Consider the following 26,655-nt stretch of genomic DNA (forward strand, 5'->3'; position numbering starts at 1 on the left):
GGCGTTGACAGTCGGACGCGGCGTTGACAGTCGGACGCGGGTTATCAGTCGGTCTCGGCGGACTGCGTCGAGTCGGGGCCGGTGTCCTCATCGCCAGCCGTGCCCGCATCGGCCGGTGGTGCGTCCGTTGCGGCACCGGACCCGGTCGCCTCCGGTGCGGTCGCCCCGGCGTCCTTGGCAGCAGCGTCCTTGGCGGCACCGTCCTTGGCGGCACCGTCCTTGCCTTCGCCAGCCGCGCCCTCACCACTCGCGCCCTCACCAGCCGCACCCTCGGCGGCCGGCTGCTCCGGCGCGGCCAGGAGATCGGTCAGCGCCCGGTCGGTGAGCCGGCGGAACGCACGCCCGCGCCGGTGCCGATCCAGGATCGCGACTTCCAGCTGGGTGGCGGTCAGCGTGCGCGGGGCGTTGCCCTCGCCGCCCACGCTGCCCAGCGCCTCGACGGCCAGCCGCAGCGCGACGTCGAGCGCCATGTCCGGGCTGTGCCGCTGGCGCAGGCCGCCGGAGATGGACTCGGCCTGGCCACCCATGGCCACCACGCCGGGCTCGTCCTGCACCGAGCCGTCGTACGTGAGCCGGTACAACTCGTCCTGCTCCGGGGTCGCGCCCACCTGGGCGACACACAGCTCCACCTCGAACGGCTTGGACTGCTCGGTGAAGATGGCGCCCAGCATCTGCGCGTAGAAGTTCGCCAGTGCCCGGCCGTTGACGTCTCGCCGGTCGTAGGAGTAGCCGCGCAGGTCCGCCAGGCGTACCCCGGCGGCGCGCAGGTTTTCGAACTCCGGGTACCGGCCGACCGCCGCGAAGCCGATCCGGTCGTAGATCTCGCTCACCTTGTGCAGCGCGGTCGACGGGTTCTCCGCCACGAACAGCACGCCGCCGGAGTACGTGAGCACCACGACGCTGCGGCCGCGCGCGATGCCCTTGCGCGCGTACTCGGAGCGGTCTCGCATGATCTGCTCAGGCGAGGCGTAGAACTGCATGGCCACGGCGGGCGGTCTCCTCGGTCTCGACGATCGGTGGGGACGGGGCGGTATCGGTCAGCGCGGCGTCAGCCGCCGGGGTTCTCCATGCGACGGGCCACCACGGCCTCCGACACCTCCGCGGACTGCTCGTCGGAGATGCGTCGGGTGCCGTCGGCTCCGGCGGTCATCACGACCGGGAAGATGCGGCGGGTCAGATCGGGGCCACCGGTCGCGGTGTCGTCGTCGGCCGCGTCGTACAGCGCCTCGACCGCGAGGGTGATCGCCTCCTCGACCGGCAGGCCGGGGCGGTACCGCTTCTTCAGCGCGGCCTTCGCGAACAGCGAACCGGAGCCGATCCCGTCGAAGCCACGCTCCTCGTAGACCCCGCCAGCCACGTCGAAGCTGAAGATCCGGCCGGCCCGGCCGGGCTCGGCGGCGTCGAGGTCATACCCGGCGAACAGCGGGATCACCGCGAGCCCCTGCAGCGCCGCGCCGAGGTTGTTACGGATCATCGTGGCCAGGCGGTTGGCCTTGCCGTCGATCGAGAGCATCGCGCCCTCGATCTTCTCGTAGTGCTCCAGCTCGACCTGGAACAGGCGCATCAGCTCTATCCCGACGCCGGCCGTGCCGGCGATGCCGACCAGCGAGAACTCGTCGGCGGCGTGCACCTTCTCGATGTCCCGGTTGGCGATCAGGTTGCCCATCGTGGCCCGCCGGTCGCCGGCCATCACGACACCGTCCGCGCAGCTGATCGCGATGATCGTGGTGGCGTGCGGGGCGATGTCGGCGTTGATCCCCGTTGGCAGCGGCCTCCGGCCGGGCAGCAACTCCGGCGCGGCGGCACCCAGAAACTCGCTGAACGACGACAGGCCAGGCACGGTGAACGCCGCCGGTAGCCGCCAGGATGGATCAAGACCCGCTGCCACGTGTGTTCCCTTCAGGTACGCGATCAGGTTGCCACCGCAATCGTTGGCACCGCACTCGTTGCCGCTGCACTCACCAGCGCCTGCGGCGGCGAGGTTGACCCGTGCCGCCGCGGGCGCTTGCCGAGATGGGACGCGTTGAGACTACCGTCCCGATGATCGGGTTTACTGGCCGCCCTTCTGGACGTACCCCCGGACGAACTCCTCGGCGTTTTCCTCCAGTACCGAGTCGATCTCGTCGAGCAGGTCGTCGACGTCCTCGGTCAGCTTCTCCTGCCTCTCGGCCACCTCCGGGTCGACCGCCGGCGCTCCGGCGTCGTCGATCTCTTCGTCGCGCCGGCTGCGACCCGACTGCGACTGTCCGCCCGTGTCCCGGGTTGCCATCGTTGCCTCCTGCTAGCTGCGCGGCCCCGCTTGCGTGCCCTGTGCGACCAACTTACCCCGACCGTCGACCCCGGTCCCACCGACGCGGCGGCCGGCCGGGCGCCACGCGGGGCCCCGGAGCAGCCTGGGCCGGGTCGGCGGTTTCGCCCATGGCGTAACGATCGTCGCCCGCGACGCCGTGTCCGGGCGGGCGTCCGGGAGGGGGCGGTGCGGCCCGGTCCCGGCGGGGGGGGCCGGTCAGGCGCCGGTCAGCGCCTCCAGCAGGTCCTTGGCGCTCGGACAGCGGTCGAACAGGGCCCCGACGTGGGCCTTCGTGCCCCGCAGCGGCTCCATCATCGGTACCCGTACCAGCGACTCGCGCCCGACATCGAAGATCACCGAGTCCCAGCTCGCCGCGACCACCTCGGACGCATACTGCGCCAGGCACCGCCCTCGGAAGTATGCCCGGGTGTCCTCCGGCGGCTCGGTCATCGCCTCCCGGACCTGCTCCGGGGTGAACAGCGTCTTCATCGCCCCGCGGGCCACCAGCCGGTGGTACAGGCCCTTCTCCGGGCGGACGTCGGAATACTGCAGGTCGACCAGCTGCAGCTTGGGCGAGCCCCAGCCCAGGTCCTCCCGGTCGCGGTATCCCTCCAGCAGGCGGAGCTTGGCCACCCAGTCCAGCTCGTCGGCGCAGGACATCGGGTCCTTGCCGAGCCGGTCCAGCACGGACTCCCAGCGGCGCAGCACGTCGAGGGTCTGCTCGTCGCCGCCCCGGTTGTCGACGAACGCCGTGGCCCGCTCCAGGAAGGCCCACTGCAGGTCCAGCGCGGTGAGCCGGCGGCCGTCCCGCATCTTGATCCGGTAGGTGAGCGTCGGGTCGTGGCTGACCTGCTTCAACTCACCGACCGGATCGGTGATGCCCAGGTCGGCGGTGAGCGCCTTCTCCTCGATCATCTCCAGGATCAGCGCGGTCGTGCCGACCTTGAGGTACGTGGAGGTCTCGGACAGGTTCGCGTCCCCGATGATCACGTGCAGCCGCCGGTACTTGTCGGCGTCGGCGTGCGGTTCGTCCCGGGTGTTGATGATCGGCCGCTTCAGCGTGGTCTCCAGGCCGACCTCGACCTCGAAGAAGTCGGCGCGCTGGGAGATCTGGAAGCCGGGCGTCGAGCCGTCCTGCCCGATGCCGACCCGGCCCGCGCCGCAGACGATCTGCCGGGTCACGAAGAACGGGGTCAGGAACTGCACGATGTCGGCGAACGGCGTCTGCCGGCGCATCAGGTAGTTCTCGTGGGCGCCGTAGCTCGCGCCCTTGTTGTCGGTGTTGTTCTTGTAGAGGTGGATGGGCGCGCTTCCCGGGATCGTCGCGGCCCGGCGGGCGGCCTCGGCCATCACCCGCTCCCCCGCCTTGTCCCACAGCACGACGTCGCGCGGGTTGGTCACCTCGGGCGTCGAATACTCCGGGTGGGCGTGGTCGACGTAGAGCCGGGCGCCGTTGGTGAGGATGACGTTGGCCAGCCCGAGATCCTCGTCGGCCAGCGCCTCGGAGGGGTCGTACAGCGCGCCGGAGTAGGTGAAGCCGCGCGCGTCCCGCAGCGGCGACTCCTCCTCGTAGTCCCACCGGGCCCGTCCGTTGCGGGAGAGCTCCGGCCGCGCGCCGTAGGCATTCACAATCTGAGACGAGGTCACCATCGGGTTGGCACCCGGCTGGCCCGGCACGGAGATGCCGTACTCGATCTCGGTCCCCATCACCCGGTGTACACCCATACCCAGAGCCTAGTCGAGCGCCTCCGGTTGGCGGTCATCCTCGTCGTACCGCGTTGTGCCATCGACGCCGAATTGCGGCCATCTGGACGGGAAAGGACGCAGCCGCGGCGACGCCGACGGACCGGCCGCCGGCTGGCGCCCGCCCTACGGCGGCGACTGGTCTGGCTCGGCGCATCTGACGCCGCGCCGCGACCCAGACCAGTCAAAAGGGTTTCAGGCGCCGGCCATGGCGGCTTCCGCCGGGCGGTCCGGATCGGCTTCCCGTGTGTGCTCGACCTGCCCCGCGGCGGAAAGCGAGGACAGTTCGGTGGCCGGCCGGCCCACGGTTCGCCAGAGCAGCGCTCCGACGACCACCAGGCCGGCCACCTCGACGAGCAAGGGAGTCAGCGAGCCGACCACCGGATGCCACGGGCCAGCCAACGGGTTGAGCTCGTGTGCCTTGGGATAGCTCTTCGTGATGCCATGCTGCCAGCGGACCATCGTGTAGCCGAGGGCGACGATCTGCAGCGGCAGCAGCGTACCGGCGACCAGCCGGGCGATGGTGCGGGCACGTCCCGCGCCGACGCCGCGCTCCTCCATGATGAAGGCGGCCATCAGGACCAGCCCGACCAGGACCGGCAGTAGGTACCGCCCCTGCGTCACGAAACCCTGTTCGTTGACGTACTTGATCTGCATCAGGGTCGGCACCACGGCGCCACCGAGGAACACCACGAACAGCCGCCACCGGTCCAGCCGGTTACTCAGGACGACACCGGCCAGGATCAGGGCACCCACGGCCAGTTCCCAGATGATGTAGAGGAACGCGGGCAGCCGCAGGTCCAGCCAGGACATCACGCCGACCAACTCGTCCGTGTACTCCCGCCACTGCTGCAGCACGGCCCAGGTCGCCTGCCCGTGCGAGAGCCAGACCGTGTGCCGGAAGTCCCCGAGGTCGGTGGCCTTCTGTACGACGGTCCACCCGACACCCGCCACGCCGACCACGAGAAGACCGGCCAGGCACCAACGCACCGCTCCGATCCCCCACAGCCGGCGGATTCTCGAGGGGCGCAACGGCAGCAGCAGCGCCAGGGCCGAGAACGCCAGCCACAGCGGGCCGGCGGCCCGCAGCGTGGCGAGGATCGCGGCGGCGATCGCGACCTGCCACAGCAGTCTGCGGTCGAACCGTTCACCGTCGGGCCGCATGAACAGCGGGACTCCACTGGCGAACAAGGCGATGCCGGCCGCGATCTCCAGACCGCTGGGGTTGACCGCGCTGGACATCTGCAGCGTCATCGGCGTGGCGACGGCCACCAACCCGACGGCCAGGAGCCGGAACCGTGACCAGCGCATGGCGCTGACGAAGGCACCGGCGAACAGGGCGGCGCTGGCGGCGGCGCAGATCAGCCGAGCCAGCAGCACCCCCGGCCAGCCCGGCCACAACCGGAGCGGCCAGCCGACCAACGCGTAGAAGACGGGGTTGTATCTCCCGGCACCGGTCGGCACGGTCACCGGAGTCCGGTCGGCGCTCGGCGACGTGGCGCACGCCGCCGACTTGGTCTGGTCGTAGGCCCAGCAGTTCGTCCTGACCAGGCCCTTGGGCACCGTCTGGAAGGCGCCGGAGCCGTGGGACGCGGCGACCGGCGCCGGCGCCACCTGGCCCGAGTCGACGCCCGCGGCCCGGATGATGTGCGCCTGCTCGTCCGGCGTCCCGTCATACGGCGCGGCGAGCGACCAGGCAGCGATCATGAAGAAGAAACCCACGAAAGCCAGCAGGCCATACCGGCGCACCCGGCGCCTGACCAGGGCCTGATTGTTCTGGTCGCCTACCATGGCGCGCCACCAATCGGTTCGAGTCGACTTCAACGGCCCGTGACGGCGGGCCACCTGAAAGGTGCGAGGCGCTCAGTCGGGCGTTGCCTGTATATCAAGAGTCCAGGCCGAGATCAACATATGGATACCGGTCAATAGTGGGCCCACGCTGAGCAGCACACTTCCGGTCGACGCGGCGGGCGGACCGAGCGTCTCGACGAGCACCCAGACACCCACCGCCAGCCCCCAGGCGCACAACGCCAGGCCGCTGAAGAACAGCAGGGCGATCGGGGAGAACGAGGCCAGGACGTGCTTGAGCATCAGCCGCCGCCAGAAGCCCCGCAGCAGCAGGCTGGCGATCGTCGGCGCCACCTTGCTGATCTTCATTGTCGAGACCTCGTCGCCGTAACGCGCCGGGATCGGGACGTCGCGAGCGCGCGCGTTCGCGATGTTCAGCCAGATCAGCAGGTCGTTCTCGAACTCATAGCCGCGCGCGATGAGGTTGAGGTCGAGCCGGCTCAACGCCGAGCGGTGCACCGCCGTATAGCCGTTCTGCGGGTCGAACAGATTCCAGTAGCCGCTGGCGACCTTGGTGGCGAACGACAGCCCGACACTGCCCAGCATGCGAACCGTCGGCATGGCGGCGTACGAACTGCGGGAGAAGAACCGGTTCGCCTTGGTGAATTCGTAGCCCTGGGTGCAGATCGGGCTCAGCAGGGCGGGCAGGTACTGCGGGTCCATCTGGGCGTCGCCCGCCATCACCACGTTGACATCCGAACCGAGTTCGAGCGCTTTCGTGTGCCCGTCCAGAATGGCACCGCCGACGCCGGTGTTCTTGGTGTGCTCGATCAGCACGACCCGAGAGTCGCCGACCTCCAGCGCGCGCTGCGAGGTCTCATCCGTCGAGCAGTCGTTGACGACCACAATGATGTCGACGAAGTCCGGCATCGTGGTGATGGTCGTGCCGATGAGTTTCGCCTCGTTGTACGCCGGTACCACCGCCGCGATGGTGCAGCCCTCGAACACGGCTACCCCACCACCGCGGAGTCCCGGATGTCCAAGCAGATCCGCAGCGCCGCCAGGCCGTCCGCACCACTGACGAGCGGATCGGTGCGCTGCGTCACGCACTCGGCGAAGTGGCTCAGTTCGTGCATGAGTGGCTCCCCGTGCTGCGACAGGAACGGGATCTCGACCCGACCGCTCTGGCGGTACCGTACGCCGCCGTCGTCGAGGTACTCCGAGTGCTCGATGCGGTGCACCTCGACGTGCTGGCGCAGCAGGTCGGCGACGACGCTGTTCTCACGCTGAGTGAGCGTGATGCGACGGATCTTGTTCTGGCTCACCCGACTCGCCGTGATATTCGCGATCACGCCGTTCTCGAACCGGAGCAGGGCGCAGGCCAGGTCCTGGTCGCCGGAGCGCACCACCCGGGCCATGGCCTCCTGCTGGACGACGTTCTGCCCCACGATCGCCATCGCGAGATCGACATCGTGGATCATGAGGTCGAGCACCACGTCGGCCAGGTTGCGGCTGGAGAACGGGCCGACCCGGGTGATCTCCAGGGACAGCGGCTCGTCGACCAGCTGTCGCAGCTCGACGACGGCCGGGTTGAACCGCTCGACGTGGCCGACCATCAGGATCCTGTCGTTCGCCGCCGCCGCCTCGACCAGCCGCTCGGCGTCCGCCACCGTGGTGGCGATCGGCTTCTCCACCAGCAGGTCCCGGCCGCTCTTCAGGATCCGCTCGCCGAGCTCGCCGTGCATGTCGCTCGGCGCGGCCAGCACGACCGCCTCGGCGTCCCGGATCGCCTCGTCGAAGTCGGTGGTGGCGACCGCCTGGAGCGGACCGGCGACCGCCTCGGCGCGGGCCAGGTCGGGGTCGCAGATCGCGGTGACCGTGTACTGCGGCATCGACCGCGCGACCCGCCCGTGATTGGCGCCCATGATCCCGGCGCCGAAGATCGCTAGATTAACCATTGAACGCCTCCCGGACGGTGCCGACGATGCGGTCGAGCTGGCTCGGCGTGAGGTTCTGGTGGACCGGCAGGGACAACACCTCAGTGGTGATCTGCGCGGCTACCGGCGTGGGGTCCACCGTGATCTGGGGGTGCCCGCGGTAGCAGTCATAGTCGTGCATGAGCCGGGGATAATACAGTCCGTAGCCGATCCGCGCCTGCTCCAGCTTCTTGGCCAGATCCTCCCGGTCGATCGGCGCCTCCGGGGTGACCCGGATCGTGTACTGGTGCCACACGTGCCCGCGACCGGCGGGTACTCCCGGCGTGATCAGGCCCGGCAGCCCGGCCAGCCCCTCGTTGAGGGCAGCGGCGTTGGCGGCCCTGGCGGCGCCGTTGTCCGCCAGCCGGGCGACCTGCGGTACCGCGATTGCCGCCTGCAGGTCGGTCAGGCGCCAGTTGTGTCCGGCCGCCTCGTACTGGTACCGCACCCGCATGCCCTGGTTGCGCAGGAGCCGCAGCCGGTCGGCGAGCAGGTCGTCGGACGTGGTGATCAGGCCACCTTCGCCGCACTGCAGGTTCTTCGTCGCGTAGAGGGAGAAGCAGCCGACGCCGAAGGAGCCGACGACTCGGTCCGCGATCGTGGCGCCGTGCGCCTGGGCGGCATCCTCCACCAGGTGCAGGTCGTGGGCTCGGGCGATCTCGGACAGCGCGTCCATGTCCGCCGGCAGGCCGTACAGGTGCACCGGGAGCAGCGCCCGGGTGCGCTCGTTGACCAGGGAACGGACCGAGTCCGGGTCCATGGTGAAGTCGTCCCGGATGTCGGCGAACCGGACCTTCGCCCCGCTCTCCAGGATGGCGTTGAGGGTGGCGACGAAGCTGAACGGGGTGGTGATCACCTCGTCGTCCGGGCCGAGGCCCAGCGCTTCGAGGGCGGCGACCAGAGCAACGGTGCCGTTACTGACCGCGACGGCGTGCGGGACGCCGGTCAGCTCGGCGAACTGCCGCTCGAGTTCGGCCACAACCGGTCCCTGGGCGAGCATGCCCGAGTCGAGAACCCGCTGCACCGCCGCCTTCTCTTCGGCACCGATAACCACAGAGGTGATGGGAATCGGCTGCGGGGTGTTCATGAGGGGAGATGCCTCGCTATCTGTCGGGGGTCAGGGATCAGAGGCCGGCCGGACGTTGCGGGTCGCGCGACACGACCTCACCACGCTCGTCGACCCAACCTCGGGGACGGGCCGGGTTGCCCGCCACGAGTTGGTTGGGCAAGACGTCGCGGGTCACCACGGCGCCCGCTGCCACCAGGGCGTACTCGCCGATCTCGACGCCGCAGACGATGGTGGCATTGGCGCCGATCGACGCACCTCGGCGCACCCTGGTCGGGGTGATCTTCCAGTCGGTGTTGGTCGCCCGGGGATTGTGGTCGTTCGTGAACACCGCGCTCGGACCGACGAAAACGTCGTCCTCGATGGTGACGCCCACGTAGACCGAGACGTTGTTCTGGACCTTGACGTGGTCACCGATGGTGACGTCGGCGTCTACGTAGACGTTGCGACCGACGGTGCAGCCCGCACCGATGCGTGCCGTCGAACGCACGTGAGCCACGTGCCATATCTTTGTGCCCGGGCCGACCACAGCGCCATTCTCGACTTCGGCGCTCGGATGGATGTAGGGCGACGGTTCGGGGGGAGAACCATCTGGCGACACAGACAGACCCTTTCGAAGAACGATTCAGCGTACCGCGACCGATCGCTGCACCCGGCGGAACGATAGCCTGTTCGATCTGGCCCCCGCATCAGGGGTCGCGGACAGGGGGAATTCGAGTGTCGTCGAGTCTTACCGCCTCTATCACCAACCTGAGCAGGCATAGCGCGGTCAGGTTCGTCCTGGTGGGCGGCACCAGCTTCATACTCGACGCCGGCACGCTCTTCTTGTTGCACGGTGTGTTGAAGCTCTGGTTACCGTTGGCGACGGTATTGGCATATGCCGTTGCATTCGTCGCCAACTTCGGCCTAAACCGCAAATGGGCCTTCGCCGCCGAGGGCCATGTCGGGCGCCAACTGCACCGCTATCTCTATCTCGTCGCCGCGAATCTGGTGCTGACCGTCGTGGGAGTGCAGGGACTGACCTGGCTGGGCCTGCCCTACCTGGTGTCGAAGGTGGTCACCTCGGGCGTGGTCGCGGCCATCAACTACGTGGCGTTCCGGTTGTGGGTCTTCCGCTGAGTGCCCCGGTGCCACCCGGGAGCGCAGCGGCCTCAGGAACCCGCCGGAGCGCCGCCCGGGCGGTCAGCCGCCCGCGTTGAAGTCCACGACCTCCAGCTTCCCCGACGGCAGCGTGGCGGCGAACGCGCGCAGGTCGGCCAGGTCCTGCGGATCCTTGGCGATCACCCGTACCGGCCTCGTGCTGCTCGCGATGAGCGGCTCGATCTGCGGCAGGTTGTGCTTGCCGTTCCAGGGACGGATGTGCTGCGCGAAGTCCTCGGCCGTGCCGTACTGGTGGTGCATGATGCCGAGGTAGATGGTGGTGTAGAACTGCGGCCACTGGCCGTCCATGTAGACCACGGTGAGCTTGTCGTCGGCGTGCGGGAAGCGCTGGAACACCGCGACCGTGTCGCGTGCCGCCGGGCTCGGCTCCGCAGTCCGGCCGGTGAGGTAGCGCCGGCCCTCGCTCATCGAGGTCGCCGTGCCCCGGGCGAAGTACCCGACCGACCCGATCGCCACGATCGCGGCCGCGACCGGGGTGACCAGCCGCCACCAGGAGCGGTGGGACAGCCTCGGCGGCAGCCGTAGCACCGCGGCGAGGACGCCGCTGGCCACCAGGATCACGATGATCGCCTCGTGCAGCGTCTTGTACCAGAAGTACGAGGCCCCCGCGTTGGCCGCCTGGTACTTGTTGACGCCGGCCGAGAACGCCCCGACCACGATGACCGCGACCGCCGCGACCACGCCGAACCGGCGGCGCCGGGCGATCAGCAGGATCGAGGCGGCGACGCAGGCCAGCCCGAGTCCCCAGAGCGGGTGGGTGCGCACCGGGATCGCCTGCCCGTTCTGCAGCAGTACGGTGCCCGGATCGGCGGACCGGTTCAGCAGTGGGGGCACGGCGGCCAGCGCCAGCGACACCACCCCGACGACGAGCGTGTACCGCCACCGGGGCAGCACCCGCCGCCGGTACGCGACCAGCCATCCGAGCGCGATGACGCCGGCCACCGGCAGGAACAGGTAGTAGGTGAACGAGATCGCCACCAGCAGCGCGCCGACCAGGAGGATCTGCTCACGGTCCCGGGCAATGGGGCGGATCGCGACGCCGGCCAGCATCGCCACCACGGCCAGGGACGTGACCTCCTGCGGGTACCCGGAGTCGAACACCGTGATCGGGACGTCGAGCAGCAGGTATGCGGTGATCAGCGCGCCGAGTGCGCCGGCCCGCCAGATCCCGACACTGGGGCCGGCCACCCGCTGCGCCGCCCACAGGACCGCGAGACACATCGCGATGAACCCGAAGGTGTGCAGCCAGATGAAGTTGCTCGTCCAGGTCAGCGGGTTGCCCGGCACGGCCGAGGACTCGAGGAAGTTCTCCAGCAGGGCGTAGGTGAAGTGCCCACCCTGCGGGTAGGTCAGGAAGCCCGGCTCGTAGACGTGACCGATCGACTGCGCCTTGTGCAGGAACAGGTAACCGCCCTGGGTCCGGATCGTGTCGTAGATCATCAGGTGCCGGGAGAAGTCCTCGACGTGCATGAACAGCGACAACCGGCCGGCCAGGTCGCGGCGTACCAGTGGGAGGAGCGCGACGGCCGCGCACACCGCGGCGTATCCCAGGGTGATCAGGTCGGATCGCCGGAGCAGCCGCGGCAGCTGCGGGCGGCGGCCGGTGACCGCCGCGACGGCGGTCAGCACCGTGCCGCCCAGCCCGGCGGCACCGACCGGGGCCAGGTGCCAGGGCCAGACCGACAGCAGAAGCCCGGCGGCCAGGGTCGCCCCGAATACCAGCGCCATCGCGCACATCAGGCGGTCGAGCACGGTACGTCCGGCGCGCAGCAGCGAGGCGGTCGCCAGCAGCAGCAGCGGCGGCAGCAGCCAGTCCACGTGGGCCAGGTTGGTCAGGAGCGGCACGACCCAGGACGCGACGAGGGCGACCAGCAACGGCACGAGACGCTTGCGGCCGGTGGCCGGCGACGTCTCGGTGGCGGGGACGGTGGGCGGGCGTTCAGTGGACATGTTGCCGGTGATCACTGTGTGCGGCCCCCTGCCGTCGCCAGATGTCGGGCCCGGCCACGATCACCGGGCGCTGTCCGACGGCATATTACGTCCCTTTGGTGGGTGCCGGCGCGCCGGCACCCGGCAGCGTACGTGGTACGGCAGGGCTGCCCTGTGGGTCGCCCTGCCGTACCACGATCATGCCGCTCTCCGGTCCCCTGCGGGGGACCGTTACAGGTACTGTCCGGTATTGGTCACCGTGTCGATCGAGCGCCCGGATTCGGTGCCCTTGCCTCCGGAGACCAGCGTGCGGATGTAGACGATCCGCTCGCCCTTCTTGCCGGAGATCCGTGCCCAGTCGTCCGGGTTGGTCGTGTTGGGCAGGTCCTCGTTCTCCCGGAACTCGTCGACGCACGCGTCGAGCAGGTGCTGCAGGCGCAGCCCCTTGCGGGCCGAGGACAGGTACTCCTTGATCGCCATCTTCTTCGCCCGGTCGACGATGTTCTGGATCATGGCGCCGGAGTTGAAGTCCTTGAAGTACAGGACCTCCTTGTCACCGTTGGCGTAGGTGACCTCCAGGAACCGGTTTTCCTCCGTCTCCGAGTACATCCGCAGCACCGCGGCCTCGATCATCGCGGCCACGCACGCCTTGGGGTCGCCCCCGTGCTCGGCGACGTCGTCGTCGGCGAGCGGCAGGTCCGACAGGATGTACTTGCTGAAGATGTCCCGTGCGGCCTCGGCGTCCGGTCGCTCGATCTTGATCTTCACGTCGAGCCGACCCGGGCGCAGGATCGCCGGGTCGATCATGTCCTCACGGTTGGACGCGCCGATCACGATGACGTTTTCCAGGCCCTCCACGCCGTCGATCTCGGAGAGCAACTGGGGAACGATCGTGTTCTCCACGTCGGACGAGACGCCGGAGCCACGAGTGCGGAAGACCGAGTCCATCTCGTCGAAGAACACGATCACCGGTGTGCCCTCGCTGGCCTTCTCCCGGGCGCGCTGGAAGATCAGCCGGATGTGGCGCTCAGTCTCGCCGACGTACTTGTTGAGCAGCTCGGGCCCCTTGATGTTGAGGAAGTAGCTGGTGTGCTTCTCCTCGCCACGCCGCTCGGCGATCTTCTTGGCCAGCGAGTTGGCCACCGCCTTCGCGATCAGGGTCTTGCCGCAGCCGGGCGGCCCGTAGAGCAGCACGCCCTTCGGGGGCCGCAGCTGGTGCTCACGGAACAGGTCGGCGTGCAGGAAGGGCAACTCGACGGCGTCGCGGATCTGCTCGATCTGCGAGTGCAGGCCGCCGATGTCCTCGTACCCGACGTCCGGCACCTCCTCGAGTACCAGCTCCTCGACCTCGCTCTTGGGCACCCGCTCGTACGCGTAGGCCGAACGCGGCTCGATGAGCAGCGAGTCGCCGGAACGCAGCGCCGCCACGTTCAGGCTCTCCGCCAGGTGCACCACCCGCTCCTCGTCGGCGTGGGAGATGACCAGGGCGCGGTCGGGCTTGCCATCGATCGGGCTGTCCAGGACCTCCTTGAGCATCACCACCTCGCCGGCGCGCTCGAAGCCGAACGCGTCGACGATGTTGAGGGCATCATTCAGCAGGACTTCCTGGCCCCGGCGCAGTTCTTCGGCCGCGAGTGCCGGAGAGACCGCGACCCGCAGCTTGCGACCGCCGGTGAACACGTCCACCGTGCCGTCCTCATGCCGCCCGAGGAACACGCCGTAGCCGCTGGGCGGCTGGGCGAGCCGGTCGATCTCCTCCTTGAGGGTCACGATCTGGGCACGCGCCTCCTTCAGCGTGGCCACCAGCCGCTCGTTGTTCTCGGTCAGCCGGGCCAGCTGAGACTGAGTCGCGGCAAGCCGCTCCTCCAACTGGCGCACGTGCCGCGGGCTCTCGGTCAGCTTGCGCCGCACCAAGGCGAGTTCCTCCTGAAGGAACGCGACCTGGGTCGAGAGATCGTGGGCCTCCTTCTCCCAACGGGCGGCGCGGGTCTCCGCGTCGTCACTACGTGCCACGTCCCACCTCCCCGGGGGCTCGAACGTTGTGGTCTAACACTAACCGCTGATCGCCTCTGTTCGCCCCTACCGGCTAGGCCGTCACAGACTCTTATTGTTCCGGGTACCTTCAGGGTGATGTTCGCGGCATTTTCCGGGCGGTTCGGCGTGTCGGCGTTGACCGATGGGCTGAGCGCCAAGAACGCGCCGTCCGCACCGCGGTCGGGAATGCTCGACGCGGCCGGCGACCGCCCGCCGGGCCACGTCCCGGGCATCCGGAGCAGCGGCGCGACCCGGACCCGTCGCGGCCGATCGATGGCCGCGAGATCGCTGGCCCGGACACCGAGGACCGATCCCCCGTATCGCCTCTCACCGCTCATCATGGGCTAAATGGGACGACCGACGAGGGACGCCACCAGGCGGGCGAACTCCTCCAGGCGCGCGATCTGCCCGGCTCCCCCGTCGTCGAGCGTCTTGCCGAACCGCAGCGCGTCGTGCCGGATCAGCGTGCTGGCCTCCTCGCTGGCGACGGTGCCGAGACCGGCCTCGTCCAGCGAGCTGAGCAGCAGGTACACGTCCACGCTGTCGACCCGGACCGGCCCGCCGCCGCCCCGCGTCAGCCGTCGCCGGCAGCCCACCTCGGTCACCGCGGACAGCGGCACCACCCGCAGCGAAGAGGTCATCGAGCCGGGTGGGCCCTCGCTGGGCGGCACGTCCTCGCCGTGCCAGAGCACCAGCCGGGTGCCGTCGCAGACCACGACCTCCTGCCAGACGCCGTTGACCTCGTTCACGAACCGTTCGAGGGTGAAGCCGAGAACGGTGGCGCCGCGCAGCACTCCGCCCAGCGCGTCGAGGGCCACCTCCGGATCGCGCAGGTAGGCCCGCGCGGCGGACTCCAGGTCGGGGTACGGCGACCAGTCCGGGAAGACGGCGGGCAGGTCGTTGAACGCGGGACCGGACGGGGTCATGCGGCCTCGCTCTCCGTGCTGCCCGGGCGGGCGGGTCGAGGGGTCCGGGCACCGCCCGGCGCAGGGGTGCGGACGCGACCGGTCACGTCGCGTCCTCGGGCAGGCTCGCCGGCGGTGCGTCGGCCGGCGCGGCCGGCACCTCGCCGGACGGCTCCACGGACGGCTGGGTCGCGGCCCGGCGCAGCGCGTACGCCTCGGCGCCCTTGCTCGGCTTGCGGCGGCGCGGTGGCGCCAGCACTCCGGGAGCCAGCCGGCGCGCGCTGACCAGGAACGCGGTGTGGGCGATCATCCGGTGGTCGGGGCGGACCGCGAGGCCCTCCGCGTGCCAGTCCCGGATCAGCGACTCCCAGGCCCGGGGCTCGGTGAACCCACCCCGCTCGCGCAGCGCCTCCACCAACTCGGACAGCTGGGGCGTGGTGGCGACATAGCCGATGAAGACCCCACCCGGTACCAGAGCCCGGGAGACGAGGTCCAACATCTCCCACGGGGCGAGCATGTCAAGAATGATCCGATCGAACCCGGTCTCTTGGCAATCGGCGACGTCGCCGGTACGCAGGGTCCAGTTCTCCGGACGCTCCCCGAAGAAGTCGGCCACGTTACGCTCCGCGATCGCCGCGAAGTCCGGCCGCAGCTCGTACGAGATCAGCTCACCGCGCGCCCCGACCGCCCGCAGCAGCGAGCAGGACAGCGCGCCGGAGCCGGCGCCGGCCTCCAGCACCCGCGCCCCGGGGAAGATGTCACCCATCGCGACGATCTGGGCCGCGTCCTTCGGGTAGATCACCTGAGCGCCACGAGGCATGGACAGCACGTAGTCGGCCAGCAAGGGCCGCAGCGCGAGGTAGGCCGTGCCGCCGCTGGAGCTGACGACGCTGCCCTCCGGCGCGCCGATGAGGTCGTCGTGGGCCAGGCCGCCCCGGTGGGTGTGGAAGATCCGGCCGGGCTCCAGTACCAGCGTGTGCAGCCGCCCCTTCGGGTCGGTGAGCTGGACCCGGTCGCCGGGCTGGAACGGGCCGCGCCGGGCGGTGACGGTGGACGGTGCGGTCAACGGGACTGCCCCCTGGGTTCGAGTACGCGCATGAGATCGGCGACCCGCAGGACGCCCACCACATCCTCGCCCAAGGTCACCACGTACTCGCTCGCCGGGTTGGCCTGAACGGCCTCGACCAGGTCCATCCCGCCCAGGCCGGCGGGCAGCACCTTGGCCCGGTCCAGCCCGGCGGCCACGGTGTCGACCGCCACCCAGGCCCGGCGCTCCTGCGGTACCGCGGCGACCGCGGCCTCGTTGACGACGCCGAGCAGCTGGCCGGCCGAGTTCACCACGACCAGTACCGGCGGCTGCGGCGGGAACGGGGCGGCCGGATCCGGGTACACCGGCGGGGACGGCGGCCCCTGGGACGCGGGTGGCGGGGACGGCAGCGGCGGGTACCCAGCCGGCGGCGGGGGCGACGGCGCCTCCCCGTACCGGCGCAGCGCCTCGGCCAGCGGAGTGCCGGTGAGCACCGCGACCAGCGGCCGGGCCAGCCGGCCGGCGTTGACCATCGGCAGCCGTACCCCGATCCGGCCGAACCGGATCGACTGGCTGGCCCCGCTCCACAGCGTCCAGGCGACCAGCACCGTGATGATCAGGCCGAGCCAGAGCAGGATGTGGCTGAGATACAGCGCCACGGCGGCGAGCAGGCTCGCGACCGCGACCAGCCGCCCGGTCCAGCCGGCCACCCGGTCGCCCAGGTGCCGGTCCTTGCTGATCGCCCAGACCCCGGCGCGCAGCGCCCGGCCGCCGTCCAGGGGCAGCCCGGGCAGCACGTTGAACACGGCCACCACCAGATTGCTGAACGCGAGCTGGAACGCCAGCTCGTGCAGGACGGTGCCGTCCGGCAGCACGGCGGTCGCCAGGGCGGCGAGCAAGCCGATCGCGAACGACACGGCCGGCCCGACCAGCGACACGATCGCCTCGATCCCGGGGCGGGGCGAGTCCCGGTCCATCTCGGTGTAGCCGCCGAGCATCTCCAGGGTGATGCCGCGGACCCCGATGCCGTACCGGCGGGCGGTCAACGCGTGCCCCAGCTCGTGCAGCAGCACCGAGACCAGCAGGCAGATGACCAGGCCGAACCCGATGAGGTAGGCGAACCCGGTGGGCAGCTCCGGACGGCGCGCGGCGACCACGCCGCCGTACGTCACGGTGATCAGGACGGCCAGCACGAACCAGGAGGCGGTCAGGAACACGGGTACGCCGGCCACCCTGCCCAGCGGCATGCCGGCGTTCCGCGGCGGTGGCGAGCCGGCGGGGGTGTTCCCGGCCGGGGGTGGCGCGACTCGGTCCTCCATCGTGTCGATGCTACGGACTCACGGCGACGCGTACCCAGCCGCAGGGCGCGGCGACCGTCTGGGTCATTCCGCGGCGCCAGACGCGGCCCCGCGCCAGCCGCGCCGGGCCTGAGCGGGCGTCCGGTCCGAATTGCGGCGCGGCCGTCAGCCGCGTCGGGCCAGAGTGGTCGGCGACTGATCCCGGTCGCGGCGCGGCGCCAGACGCGCCGCGGCCCAGACTGTCGAAGGTTTCGTCGTACCCCTGCCCTAGCCTTGTCCCATGACGGTGCACGCGGCGACGACGGGTCCGGGTAAGGCGAACACGGCACTAGACGACTCGGCACCAGACGACTCGGCACCAGACGCCGCGGCACCGGGAGACGCGGCACCAGACGTCGCAGCGCCGAGAGACGCGGCACCGGCCTGGGCGGGCGGCATACCCGCCCAGGGCAAGGGTCCGGAGTTCCACCGGTCTGGCTCGGCGCGTCTGCCGCGCGACGCCCCAGGCAGGTCGCCGGGATCGGCACCGGCCGGGGGCACACCGGAGGAGGCCGCGCCCCGCCGGCCCTCGCTGTCCCCCTCCCGGGCGGCCGACTTCAAGACCTGTCCCCTGCTCTACCGGTTCCGCTCCATCGACCGGCTCCCCGAGCGGCCGACGCCGGACCAGTTGCGGGGCACCCTGGTGCACGCGGTGCTCGACCGGCTGTTCGACCTGCCGGCGGCCGATCGCGTCCCGCAGCGGGCTGTCGACCTGGTCGAGCCGGAGTGGCGGCGGATGGTCGAGGAGCAGGCCGACCTGCTGGAGGTGTTCACCGCCGCCCCGGCACCCGGCGAGACCGGGGGCACCGCTCCGGCCGACCCGCCAGCCGCTCCCGCTGACGGACCGGCGGCTCCCGCTGACGGCCCGACCGCTGCCGCCGACGGGCCGGCCGCTGCCGCTGACGGGCCGGCGGCTCCCGCCGACGGGCCTGCCGGGCCGGCCGACGTGCCCGCCGGGCCGCGCGCCGTCGCCATGACCGCCGAGGAGTTCCTGGCCGGCGCCAGGGACCTGCTCGGTGGGTACTTCGCCGTCGAGGATCCGCGCCGGCTGGCGCCCGCCGAGCGGGAGTGCCTGGTCAGCGTCGAGGTCGACGACGGCCGGCTGCTGCTGCGCGGATACATCGACCGGCTCGACGAGTCTCCGGCCGGCGACCTGCGGGTGGTCGACTACAAGACCGGTGGCGCGCCACGCGAGGCGTTCGAGGCGCGGGCCCTGTTCCAGCTCAAGTTCTACGCGCTGGTGCTCTGGCGCACCCGCGGCGTGGTCCCGAAGGTGCTGCGCCTGCTCTATCTCAAAGACGCCGAGATCTGCGACTACGCGCCCGAGGTCGACGAGCTGGACCGGTTCGAGCGCACGCTGATCGCGCTGTGGGACGCGATCGACCGGGCCACCGCAGAGCGCGACTTCCGGCCCAAGCCGAGCCGCCTGTGCGGCTGGTGCGCGCACCAGGCGCTGTGTCCGGCATACGGTGGCACCCCGCCACCGTTCCCGCAGCTCGTGGTGGCGCCGTCGGCGGAGCCGCCGGGCCCGATGGACAACTGAACCGTGGCCACCCGCCGGCCGGTGCGGCTGCTGATCGCCGACGACCAGGCGTTGCAGCGCACCGGATTCCGCACCGTCCTGGCCGCCCACGGCGACCTGCACGTGGTCGGCGAGGCGGGTGACGGGACGGAGGCGGTCGACCTGGCCCGCCGGCTGCTGCCCGATGTCGTCCTGATGGACGTCCGGCTGCCGCGCCTGGACGGCATCGCGGCCACCCGGGCGATCGCCGCCAGCGGGTTGCCGGTCCGGGTGCTCATCCTGACCAGCTTCGACGTCGACGACTACGTGGTCGGCGCGTTGCGGGCCGGGGCGCGCGGCTTCCTGGCCAAGGACGTGGCCAGCGAGGACCTGGTCGCGGCGATCCACACCATCGCGGCCGGGGGCGCCGTGATCGCACCGCCCGTCCTGGGCCGCCTGCTGGACCGGTTCGGCGCGGCGCTGCCCGATCCGGCCGAGCGGGTTCCGGACAGCCTGTCCGCGCTGACCGACCGCGAGCGGGAGGTGCTCGTGGAGGTCGCCCGGGGGTGGACCAACGCCGAGATCGCGGCGCGGCTGTCGGTCAGCGAGACCACGGTCAAGACGCACGTCGCGCACGTGCTGGCCAAGCTCGGCGTGCGCGACCGGGTGCAGGCGGTGGTGCTGGCCTACGAGTGCGGCCTGGTGCGTCCGGGCGCCCGGGCGGCGGCGCCGGCCCGAGGTCAACCCTGACTCGGGGTCAACCCTGACTCCGGGTGGGGGCTGACCCCCACCCGGAATTCCGCCTCGGTTACACCCGTGGGCGGAGGTCGGCAGCCGATCGTGCCCCGAGGATGGGCAGTGCCGGCCGGGTGAACCGCCCGGCCGGTCCACATCACTCGGGAGGAATCGGTGACAAGGACGCCGGGAACCATCACGGCATCTTCGACGGGGGTCGCCGCCCGTGCGACAGACGTCTGGAAGGTGTACGGCGCGGGTGAGGCTCAGGTCGTCGCCCTGCGCTCGGTCAGCGTCGAGCTACGCCGCGGTCAGTTCACTGCCATCATGGGGCCGTCCGGCTCCGGCAAGTCGACCCTCATGCACTGCCTCGCCGGCCTGGACACGGTGACCCGCGGCGAGGTGTCGATCGGCGCCACGAAGCTCGCCGGCCTGTCCGACGCGGGGCTGACGAAACTGCGCCGCGATCAGGTCGGCTTCATCTTCCAGCAGTTCAACCTGCTGCCCACGCTGACCGCGGAGGAGAACATCCTGCTGCCGCTGTCGATTGCCGGGCGCAAGCCCGACCCCGCCTGGTACGACACAGTGATCGAGACGGTCGGCCTGCGCGAACGGCTGCACCACCGGCCCAGCCAGCTCTCCGGCGGCCAGCAGCAGCGGGTCGCCTGCGCCCGCGCGCTGGTGTCCCGACCCGAGGTCGTCTTCGCCGACGAGCCGACCGGAAACCTGGACTCCCGCTCCGGCGCCGAGGTGCTCGGCTTCCTGCGTCACTCGGTACGCGACTTCGGCCAGACGATCGTCATGGTCACCCACGATCCCAACGCCGCCTCGTACGCCGACCGGGTCATCTTCCTCGCCGACGGTGAGGTCGTGACCGAGCTGCGGGAGCCGACGGCGGACGCGGTCCTGGAGACCATGAAGCGCATCGACGTGCTGGCCGCCAGCCGGGACGGAGACGTCTGATGCTGCGCGCCACGCTCAAGAGCCTGATGTCGCGCAAGCTGCGGCTGGTCCTGTCGGGACTCGCCGTGGTGCTCGGCGTCATGTTCGTCGCCGGGGCGTTCGTGCTCACCGACACCCTCGGCCGCTCGTTCACCAGCCTGTTCTCGACCGCGTACGCCAACACCGACGTGCAGGTGGCCGCGAAGTCGAAGGTCGCTACCGGGGTCGGCAACGACCAGGGCGTGGCGAGCCTGCCCGGATCGCTGGTCGACACCGTCCGGCAGGTACCCGGGGTGGCTTCGGCCACCGGTGAGGTACAGGTGGACGGCGCCCGGGTGATCGGCCACAACGGCAAGGTCGTCACCACGTACGGCGCCCCCCAGTTCGGCATGAACTGGACCGGCGGCGGGTTCGCCCAGCTGGAGCCGGGCAGCCGGGCTCCGGCGGCGGACGACGAGATCGTGATCAACGCCGGTCTCGCCAAGACCGCCGACCTCAAGATCGGCGATCAGGTCTCCGTGCTCACGCTCGAGCCGAAGAAGACGTTCACCCTGGTGGGCATCTTCGGGTACAGCGGTGGCCGCGACTCGCTGGGCGGCGAGCAGAGCGTCGCGTTCACCACGCCGGTGGCCCAGCAGCTCATGCTCGGTACGCCGGACGCGTACTCGGACGTCGACGTGCGGGCAGGCCCCGGGGTGAGCGACTCCGCGCTGCGCGACCGGGTCGCCACCGCGGTCGGCGGTGACTACCAGGTCAAGACCGGCAAGCAGTTGGCCGATGACGCGTCGGCGGGCTTCCAGAAGGCCCTGTCGTTCTTCAACTACGTCCTGCTCGGCTTCGCCGGCGTGGCGCTGTTCGTGGGCATCTTCCTGATCCTGAACACGTTCTCCATCATCGTGGCGCAGCGCGTCCGCGAACTCGCGCTGATGCGCTCGCTGGGCGCCAGCCGCCGCCAGATCATCAACTCGGTACTGCTGGAGGCGCTGGTCATCGGGACCATCGCGTCGGTACTGGGGCTGGGCGCCGGGATCGGCGTCGGGGCGCTGCTCGCGTACCTGTTCGCCAACCTCGGCGCGAGCGGCCTGCACCTGGCCGGGATCGGGGTACCCGCCTCGGCGGTGATCGCGTCCTTCGCGGTCGGCGTCGTCATCACCCTCGTGGCCGCCACGCTCCCCGCTCTGCGGGCCGCCCGGGTGGCACCGATCGCGGCGATGCGCGAGGTGGCCGCCACCGACCGCCCGCTGACCCGGGTGACGGTCGCCGGCAGCGTGGTCACCGCGGCCGGGATCGGTGTGCTGGGGGTCGGCCTGGCCGGTGACGGCGGCGACGCGACGCTGTGGGCGATCCTTGGCGGCGTACTCGTGTCGTTCATCGGGGTCGCGCTGCTCACCCCGCTGATCGGCCGCCCGGTGGTGTCCGTTCTCGGCCGGCTGTTCGCCTGGTCCGTTCCGGGTCAGCTGGGCCGGCGCAACTCGGCGCGCAACCCGCGCCGTACCGCCATCACGGCGGCCGCGCTGATGGTCGGCCTCGCGCTGATCACCGGGGTGAACGTCATCCTGACCTCGGCGACATCGAGCATCCACAACGTGGCCGACACCCAGGTCAGCGCCGACCTGGTCATCTCCGGCGAAGGGGGCAACTCGTCGATTCCGCCGACCTTCGACAAGGCGGTACTGGACAAGACGCGCTCGACTCCCGGGGTGGCCCAGGTCGCCGGGTTCTACCACGACCAGGCGCGGGTCGACGGCAAGGTCACGGGCGTCGACGCGGTCGACGATCCCCAGGCACTGCGGGACATGTTCGGGCTGTCGGCGAAGTCGGGCACGATCGGCACCGAAGGTTCCGGGCAGCTGATCGTGGACGAGAAGCAGGCCACGTCGCTGGGGCTGCACGTCGGCAGCCAGGTACCGGTACAGCTGACCCGGGGCGACGCGCGGACGTTCACCGTCACCGGGATCTACCGGGACAACGACGTGTACGCCGGGTGGGTCCTGTCGGCCGCGGACGTCTCCGGGTTCCGGTCGGCACAGCCGCAGCAGGCGATGATCAAGCTAACACCGGGGGCGGACGTCAACTCGGTCAAGACCGCGGTGAACGGGCTGCTGGCGGACAGCCCCGGGATCAACGTCGCCGACCGTACCGAGTACGTCGACCAGCAGACCTCGCAGTTCAACACGATCCTCACGATGATCCAGATCCTGCTGGCGCTGGCCATCCTCATCGCGGTGCTCGGGATCGTCAACACCCTGGCGCTGTCGGTGCTGGAACGGACCCGGGAGCTGGGCCTGCTGCGGGCGATCGGGCTGCGCCGGGCGCAGGCGATGCGCATGGTGACGGTCGAGGCGGTGGTCATCTCGGTGTTCGGCGCGCTGCTCGGCCTCGCGGTGGGCAGCGGGCTGGGTGCCGCGGTGGTCCGTGCCCTGCGCGACCAGGGCTTCACCGTCCTCGCGTTCCCGTGGTCCCGGATGGCGCTGTACCTGGTGCTGGCCGCTGCCGTCGGGGTGGTCGCCGCGATCCTGCCGGCGATCCGGGCGGCGAAGGTCAACGTGCTGGCGGCGATCGCCTACGAGTGAGGCAGTCGTCGGCACCCGACGGGGGTGAAGACGCGGTCCGGTACGCACCGACGGGGGGTGTACCGGGCCGCGTTTCCGGTGCGGTGCCCGGCGTCAGCTCTCCCGGCTCACCATGCGGCGCAGGTACGGGAGGTCGATGTCGACCAGGCTGTCGACCAGCGTCACGCCGGCCAGCCCGGACAGGTCGACCTCGCACGGTACGGCGATCACCGCCGCACCGGCCGCGCGGGCGCTGGCCGCCCCGGTCGGCGAGTCCTCGATCGCCACGCACCGGCTCACGTCGACGCCGAGCAGGGCGGCGGCGGTCAGGTACGGCAGCGGATGCGGTTTGCTCTCGTCGACCTCGTCGCCGCAGACCACCGCGTCGAAGTACCGCCGGCCGATCGTCTCCAGCGCCACCTCGACCAGGTGCCGGCGAGTCGCGGTGACCAGTGCCATCGGGATCCCCGCGTCGAACAGCGCACCCAGCAGCTCCGCCGCACCCGGGCGGAACACCAGCCCGTCGGCGAACAGTTCCTTGACCCGCTCCTCCAGCCACTGCGTGCTGGCGTACGGGTCGCGCCAAGGCTGCCCGATGTCGTTGTGCAGGATGGTCATCGAGTCGATCATGCTGGTGCCGACCATCTGCACCCGGGCCTGTGCGGAGAGTACGCCGCCGTAGCGCGCAGCGAGCTCGGTGAGCCCGACATCCCACACCTTCTCGCTGTCCACGAGCGTGCCGTCCATGTCGAAGAGGACGGCCGCGAGGGGATCGGCGCCGGTCATGATCGCAATCTTAGCCCGGCGTGGCCCGAGACAGCGCCTGCTGTGACGCAGGTAGCGCAGCCCGCCACCGCTCGCCCGGCGACTGAGCCCGCGGCCGGGTCCAGCGGTCGGCCCGGTTTTTGGCCCCGGGTGGACGTGGCCCGGCCGGTCGCCGAACCGGCGGCGAACGGCCGGCGTACGGCACCGGGGTGGCACGCCGCGCGGCACGTGCCGGTTTGGCCGGCCGGGTCCCGCGCCATAGGGTGACCCGATGCTCAGGGGATTCAAAGACTTCATCATGCGCGGCAACGTCGTCGACCTGGCGGTCGGCATCGTGATCGGTGCCGCGTTCACCGGTCTGGTGACACAGTTCACCGACTCCTTCCTCAAGCCTCTGATCCAGGTGTTCGGGGGCAGCACCGAGACACACCAGGGTGCGACGTTCAGCGTGCGCCACGCGAAATTCGACTACGGCTCGTTCATCAACGCCGCCATCACCTTCCTGCTGACCGCCGCCGTCCTGTACTTCCTCGTGGTCTTCCCGATGAACAAGCTGGCCGAGCGGCGCCGGCGCGGCCAGGAGCCGCCGCCCGCGGCGCCGTCGGAGGAGGTTCGGCTGCTCACCGACATCCGGGACGCCCTGGTCGTCCAGCAGGGGGCGGTCCGCCCCCGTACCCCGCTGGACCCGCCGCCTCAGGGTCGCGCCCGCCCGTAAGACCCCGCCGGGGCGTCCCTACCGCGAGCAGGCGGTCGGGGATGCCTCGGCGGCGACGAGCCGGCCGGCCTCCGACGGGCGGGACACGGCCGCCGTCGGGCGTGACGTGGGGGCGCAGGCAGCGGAGCCGGCCCGGTTCCGGCTGGCGGCGCCGACCACGCACGCGAACGTGATGACGACCAGGAGGATGCCGACCCCGACCCAGCTCAGCGTGGTACGGGCGGCGTCGCGGGCATCCCGCTCGTACTGCTTGGCCATCTCCCGGGCCTTGCCACGGTCCGACCAGCCACGCCGGGCCACCGCGTACGTGAATCCCGCCGGCCCCCCGATGAGGAGGCCGACGAACAGTCCGACCATTGCCGTCGCCGCCGACACAACACGGAGTGTGACCGTGAGCATCGCTCACGCACTGTCACTCAGGCGACTCAAGCCGGCCAATCCGGCCGGTCGAGCCGGTACTGGCTCCGGGAATACGAACGGCTGTCGCCAGTACGGACGAGCACGGGTCGGCCGTACTGGCGAGGAAGCCGAGCCTCAGCGGTCGAGCGTCACGATCACCGCGCTGCCCGACGCCACGTCGAGGTTCACCGTGCCGTGGCGGGCCCGTACCCGGTCCGGCCGTTTGGGGTCGAGGCGCCCGTGCCGGTCCACGGTCGCGCCCTGGACCGCGACCCCGTCCGCGCTGTCCAGCGCCGAGCCGGTGAGGTGGACGACCGACGCCGTCGCGTCCCGCCCGCCGACCTCGATGCTCACCGGTACCGCCGGACCCGAGGTGTCGTCCTTCTCGATCACCGCGATCCGGGTGCGCTCGTCGTCGCCACGGACCGCGTACGCCGTCACGTTGTGGTCACTGGACACGGTCACCGGCAGGAACCGGCCCGACGCCAACTGGCTGGCCATGTAGAGCCCGTAGTACTCGGGCGCCGCCGTGTAGATCTTGTCCTGCTCGTCCTGCGCGGTCGCGGCGCAGATCGGGGTGTACCGCTGGTACTTGCCGTTGAACAGCGGCTCACCGCAGACGCCGAACCCGCCGTGGAAGTTGAGCCCGGCGAAGCCCGCCTGGGCCATCGTCAGGTTGTAGTCCATCGCCCACAGGGCCGAGGCGTACACATCGCTCACGCCCTCGATGCCCCCGCCGACCGCCGAGTTGGTCTCGTCGAGCCGGATGGGGATGCCCAGCGCCCGCGCGGTGGCCAGCTGCGGGGCGACGTTGGCCAGCTCGCTCGCCCGGATTTCCGGCGAGAGCAGCTGAGCGATGGTCGTGGCGCCGGTGTAGTTGTGGATCGTCAGCATGGCGACCCGGTCGCGTTCGGCCTGCGCGAACTGGTCGAACCAGTCGACCGTGCTGGTCGGCGACGACAGGTCGGGCGCGGCGATCGGCGAGTCGCCGACCAGGGCGGCGCACGCCTCCCAGTCCTGCTGGTGCTGCGCGAAGCCGTAGGGCGCGGTCCGGTATCCGTTGCTGGCGTAGTGGTTGGGTTCGTTGCCGCACTCGACTCCGGCCAGGCGCGGTCCCAGGATCGACGCGAGGGTGTGCGCCTCGTCGGCGGCCAGCGCCGGATCGTAGTGCGCGAGGTTGATGCCGACCTCGGCCTTCCAGCCGGTACGCCGCAGGACGCCGTCCAGCCGGGCGATGTCGGTGGGCGTCACGACGTCCGCGGTCCAGCTGGGCAGCGGGTCGGGTGGCTGCTGCCCGGCGGGTACCCACAGGGTGTCGCGGTCGAGCTGGTTCCCGGCGATGCGGACGTTGCTGACGCCGAGGTTCTTCAGCAGCGCGACGAGGTCGCCCCGGTCGGCGGCGAAGTTTCCGGTGCAGTCCCCGGTCAGGCACTGCGCCGACAGTTCGCGCATCTCGTAGGACAGCCCGACGAAGTCCCCGGGCATGCGGCCCGATGGGTGCGCGGAGTCCACCGTGACCACGCTGCCCGCGGCCGGCGCCGAGCCCGCCGCCTGGTCGACCGCCACCGCCTGGCCCAGCGCCGCGACCAGTACCGCGGTCACCCCGGCCGTGTACCAGCGCCGTCGCCGTCCCGTCCTCGCCCCGTCCATCCGCAGCACCTCCGGTCACATACCTGAACGACGTCCATCAATGTGTTCGGCCACGATAGCCGTCGATCATCCGGGCGGCAACGGATCATTCCGCGGGAACGAACCGGGGCCGGTGGAAAGTCCACCGGCCCCGGTAGGGA

At 70.8% G+C, this 26,655-nt stretch carries 23 protein-coding genes; 6 read left to right on the top strand and 17 right to left on the bottom strand.

Annotation, left to right across the window (positions count from 1 at the left end; genetic code table 11):
* Nucleotides 1–44: 44 nt before the first annotated feature.
* The 9 genes from prcA to Raf01_RS10750 all read right to left on the bottom strand — a co-directional run bounded on the left by prcA (nucleotide 45) and on the right by Raf01_RS10750 (nucleotide 9,464).
* A complete protein-coding gene (prcA, locus tag Raf01_RS10710) occupies nucleotides 45–986 on the bottom strand; it encodes a proteasome subunit alpha (RefSeq protein WP_373319520.1) in 942 nt (313 codons plus the stop codon).
* Nucleotides 987–1,048: 62 nt separating this feature from the next.
* A complete protein-coding gene (gene prcB, locus Raf01_RS10715; RefSeq protein WP_203917637.1) occupies nucleotides 1,049–1,888 on the bottom strand; it encodes a proteasome subunit beta in 840 nt (279 codons plus the stop codon).
* Nucleotides 1,889–2,050: 162 nt separating this feature from the next.
* On the bottom strand, nucleotides 2,051–2,269 hold the full coding sequence (locus Raf01_RS10720; protein ID WP_203917638.1) for a ubiquitin-like protein Pup: 219 nt from the start codon (nucleotides 2,267–2,269) through the stop codon (nucleotides 2,051–2,053).
* Between the two features lie 237 nt (nucleotides 2,270–2,506).
* Nucleotides 2,507–4,015 carry a depupylase/deamidase Dop gene (gene dop, locus Raf01_RS10725; RefSeq protein ID WP_373319521.1) on the bottom strand — a complete coding sequence of 503 codons (1,509 nt, stop codon included), beginning with the start codon at nucleotides 4,013–4,015 and terminating at the stop codon, nucleotides 2,507–2,509.
* 213 nt (nucleotides 4,016–4,228) lie between these two features.
* Nucleotides 4,229–5,824 carry a DUF2142 domain-containing protein gene (locus Raf01_RS10730; protein WP_203917639.1) on the bottom strand — a complete coding sequence of 532 codons (1,596 nt, stop codon included), beginning with the start codon at nucleotides 5,822–5,824 and terminating at the stop codon, nucleotides 4,229–4,231.
* Nucleotides 5,825–5,896: 72 nt separating this feature from the next.
* A complete protein-coding gene (locus Raf01_RS10735; RefSeq protein ID WP_203917640.1) occupies nucleotides 5,897–6,829 on the bottom strand; it encodes a glycosyltransferase family 2 protein in 933 nt (310 codons plus the stop codon).
* Nucleotides 6,830–6,831: 2 nt separating this feature from the next.
* Nucleotides 6,832–7,779, bottom strand: coding sequence for a Gfo/Idh/MocA family protein (locus Raf01_RS10740; protein WP_203917641.1), 948 nt, complete (start codon nucleotides 7,777–7,779; stop codon nucleotides 6,832–6,834).
* Nucleotides 7,772–8,884: a DegT/DnrJ/EryC1/StrS family aminotransferase gene (locus tag Raf01_RS10745; RefSeq protein WP_203917642.1), complete on the bottom strand. Its 1,113-nt coding sequence runs from the start codon at nucleotides 8,882–8,884 to the stop codon at nucleotides 7,772–7,774. The genes Raf01_RS10740 and Raf01_RS10745 overlap by 8 nt, the downstream gene beginning before the upstream one ends.
* Nucleotides 8,885–8,921: 37 nt before the next feature.
* Complete coding sequence (locus Raf01_RS10750; RefSeq protein ID WP_203917643.1) at nucleotides 8,922–9,464, bottom strand: acyltransferase; 543 nt, start codon at nucleotides 9,462–9,464, stop codon at nucleotides 8,922–8,924.
* A 182-nt stretch (nucleotides 9,465–9,646) separates the two neighbouring features.
* Here Raf01_RS10750 and Raf01_RS10755 point away from each other — a divergent pair, with 182 nt between their 5' ends.
* Complete coding sequence (locus tag Raf01_RS10755; RefSeq protein WP_203917644.1) at nucleotides 9,647–9,982, top strand: GtrA family protein; 336 nt, start codon at nucleotides 9,647–9,649, stop codon at nucleotides 9,980–9,982.
* A 63-nt stretch (nucleotides 9,983–10,045) separates the two neighbouring features.
* Here Raf01_RS10755 and Raf01_RS10760 read toward each other — a convergent pair whose 3' ends face one another.
* The 5 genes from Raf01_RS10760 to Raf01_RS10780 form a co-directional block, all read right to left on the bottom strand.
* The gene (locus Raf01_RS10760) at nucleotides 10,046–11,974 is read right to left on the bottom strand and encodes a hypothetical protein (protein WP_203917645.1); all 1,929 of its coding nucleotides are present in this window, start codon (nucleotides 11,972–11,974) and stop codon (nucleotides 10,046–10,048) included.
* Between the two features lie 210 nt (nucleotides 11,975–12,184).
* Complete coding sequence (arc, locus tag Raf01_RS10765) at nucleotides 12,185–13,966, bottom strand: proteasome ATPase (protein WP_203917646.1); 1,782 nt, start codon at nucleotides 13,964–13,966, stop codon at nucleotides 12,185–12,187.
* 365 nt (nucleotides 13,967–14,331) lie between these two features.
* The gene (locus tag Raf01_RS10770; RefSeq protein ID WP_203917647.1) at nucleotides 14,332–14,913 is read right to left on the bottom strand and encodes a hypothetical protein; all 582 of its coding nucleotides are present in this window, start codon (nucleotides 14,911–14,913) and stop codon (nucleotides 14,332–14,334) included.
* Between the two features lie 82 nt (nucleotides 14,914–14,995).
* Complete coding sequence (locus tag Raf01_RS10775; RefSeq protein WP_203917648.1) at nucleotides 14,996–15,958, bottom strand: tRNA (adenine-N1)-methyltransferase; 963 nt, start codon at nucleotides 15,956–15,958, stop codon at nucleotides 14,996–14,998.
* Nucleotides 15,955–17,166: a site-2 protease family protein gene (locus Raf01_RS10780; protein WP_203917671.1), complete on the bottom strand. Its 1,212-nt coding sequence runs from the start codon at nucleotides 17,164–17,166 to the stop codon at nucleotides 15,955–15,957. Before Raf01_RS10780 ends, Raf01_RS10775 begins: the two co-directional genes overlap by 4 nt.
* A gap of 622 nt (nucleotides 17,167–17,788) precedes the next feature.
* Here Raf01_RS10780 and Raf01_RS10785 point away from each other — a divergent pair.
* The 4 genes from Raf01_RS10785 to Raf01_RS10800 all read left to right on the top strand — a co-directional run bounded on the left by Raf01_RS10785 (nucleotide 17,789) and on the right by Raf01_RS10800 (nucleotide 23,007).
* Entirely contained in the window at nucleotides 17,789–18,799 is a 1,011-nt protein-coding gene (locus Raf01_RS10785; protein ID WP_239133519.1) for a RecB family exonuclease, read from the top strand.
* A 3-nt stretch (nucleotides 18,800–18,802) separates the two neighbouring features.
* Nucleotides 18,803–19,507: a response regulator gene (locus Raf01_RS10790; RefSeq protein WP_239133515.1), complete on the top strand. Its 705-nt coding sequence runs from the start codon at nucleotides 18,803–18,805 to the stop codon at nucleotides 19,505–19,507.
* 180 nt (nucleotides 19,508–19,687) lie between these two features.
* Nucleotides 19,688–20,455 carry an ABC transporter ATP-binding protein gene (locus Raf01_RS10795; protein ID WP_203917673.1) on the top strand — a complete coding sequence of 256 codons (768 nt, stop codon included), beginning with the start codon at nucleotides 19,688–19,690 and terminating at the stop codon, nucleotides 20,453–20,455.
* Nucleotides 20,455–23,007, top strand: coding sequence for an ABC transporter permease (locus Raf01_RS10800; RefSeq protein ID WP_203917650.1), 2,553 nt, complete (start codon nucleotides 20,455–20,457; stop codon nucleotides 23,005–23,007). Before Raf01_RS10795 ends, Raf01_RS10800 begins: the two co-directional genes overlap by 1 nt.
* Before the next feature lie 93 nt (nucleotides 23,008–23,100).
* Here the strand turns inward: Raf01_RS10800 and Raf01_RS10805 are convergent, their stop codons facing one another.
* Nucleotides 23,101–23,772, bottom strand: a complete 672-nt coding sequence (locus Raf01_RS10805) for an HAD family hydrolase (protein ID WP_239133516.1) — start codon at nucleotides 23,770–23,772, stop codon at nucleotides 23,101–23,103.
* Between the two features lie 250 nt (nucleotides 23,773–24,022).
* Here Raf01_RS10805 and mscL point away from each other — a divergent pair, with 250 nt between their 5' ends.
* Entirely contained in the window at nucleotides 24,023–24,466 is a 444-nt protein-coding gene (gene mscL / locus Raf01_RS10810) for a large conductance mechanosensitive channel protein MscL (RefSeq protein WP_203917651.1), read from the top strand.
* Between the two features lie 18 nt (nucleotides 24,467–24,484).
* Here mscL and Raf01_RS10815 read toward each other — a convergent pair whose 3' ends face one another.
* Entirely contained in the window at nucleotides 24,485–24,841 is a 357-nt protein-coding gene (locus tag Raf01_RS10815; protein WP_203917652.1) for a hypothetical protein, read from the bottom strand.
* Nucleotides 24,842–25,000: 159 nt separating this feature from the next.
* On the bottom strand, nucleotides 25,001–26,515 hold the full coding sequence (locus Raf01_RS10820; protein WP_203917653.1) for a glycosyl hydrolase family 79 C-terminal domain-containing protein: 1,515 nt from the start codon (nucleotides 26,513–26,515) through the stop codon (nucleotides 25,001–25,003).
* Nucleotides 26,516–26,655 lie beyond the last annotated feature (140 nt).

The organism is Rugosimonospora africana (genome assembly GCF_016862975.1).
Lineage (GTDB): Bacteria > Actinomycetota > Actinomycetes > Mycobacteriales > Micromonosporaceae > Rugosimonospora > Rugosimonospora africana.

Excerpts from the sequence above, each read along its gene's own strand:
- Raf01_RS10740 (WP_203917641.1), bottom strand. The coding sequence starts at position 7,779 with ATGGTTAATCTAGCGATCTTCGGCGCCGGGATCATGGGCGCCAATCAC.
- mscL (WP_203917651.1), top strand. The coding sequence starts at position 24,023 with ATGCTCAGGGGATTCAAAGACTTCATCATGCGCGGCAACGTCGTCGAC.
- Raf01_RS10730 (WP_203917639.1), bottom strand. The coding sequence starts at position 5,824 with ATGGTAGGCGACCAGAACAATCAGGCCCTGGTCAGGCGCCGGGTGCGC.
- Raf01_RS10720 (WP_203917638.1), bottom strand. The coding sequence starts at position 2,269 with ATGGCAACCCGGGACACGGGCGGACAGTCGCAGTCGGGTCGCAGCCGG.
- Raf01_RS10760 (WP_203917645.1), bottom strand. The coding sequence starts at position 11,974 with ATGTCCACTGAACGCCCGCCCACCGTCCCCGCCACCGAGACGTCGCCG.
- dop (WP_373319521.1), bottom strand. The coding sequence starts at position 4,015 with ATGGGTGTACACCGGGTGATGGGGACCGAGATCGAGTACGGCATCTCC.
- Raf01_RS10805 (WP_239133516.1), bottom strand. The coding sequence starts at position 23,772 with ATGACCGGCGCCGATCCCCTCGCGGCCGTCCTCTTCGACATGGACGGC.
- Raf01_RS10770 (WP_203917647.1), bottom strand. The coding sequence starts at position 14,913 with ATGACCCCGTCCGGTCCCGCGTTCAACGACCTGCCCGCCGTCTTCCCG.
- Raf01_RS10780 (WP_203917671.1), bottom strand. The coding sequence starts at position 17,166 with ATGCCGCTGGGCAGGGTGGCCGGCGTACCCGTGTTCCTGACCGCCTCC.
- Raf01_RS10745 (WP_203917642.1), bottom strand. The coding sequence starts at position 8,884 with ATGAACACCCCGCAGCCGATTCCCATCACCTCTGTGGTTATCGGTGCC.
- Raf01_RS10800 (WP_203917650.1), top strand. The coding sequence starts at position 20,455 with ATGCTGCGCGCCACGCTCAAGAGCCTGATGTCGCGCAAGCTGCGGCTG.
- Raf01_RS10820 (WP_203917653.1), bottom strand. The coding sequence starts at position 26,515 with ATGGACGGGGCGAGGACGGGACGGCGACGGCGCTGGTACACGGCCGGG.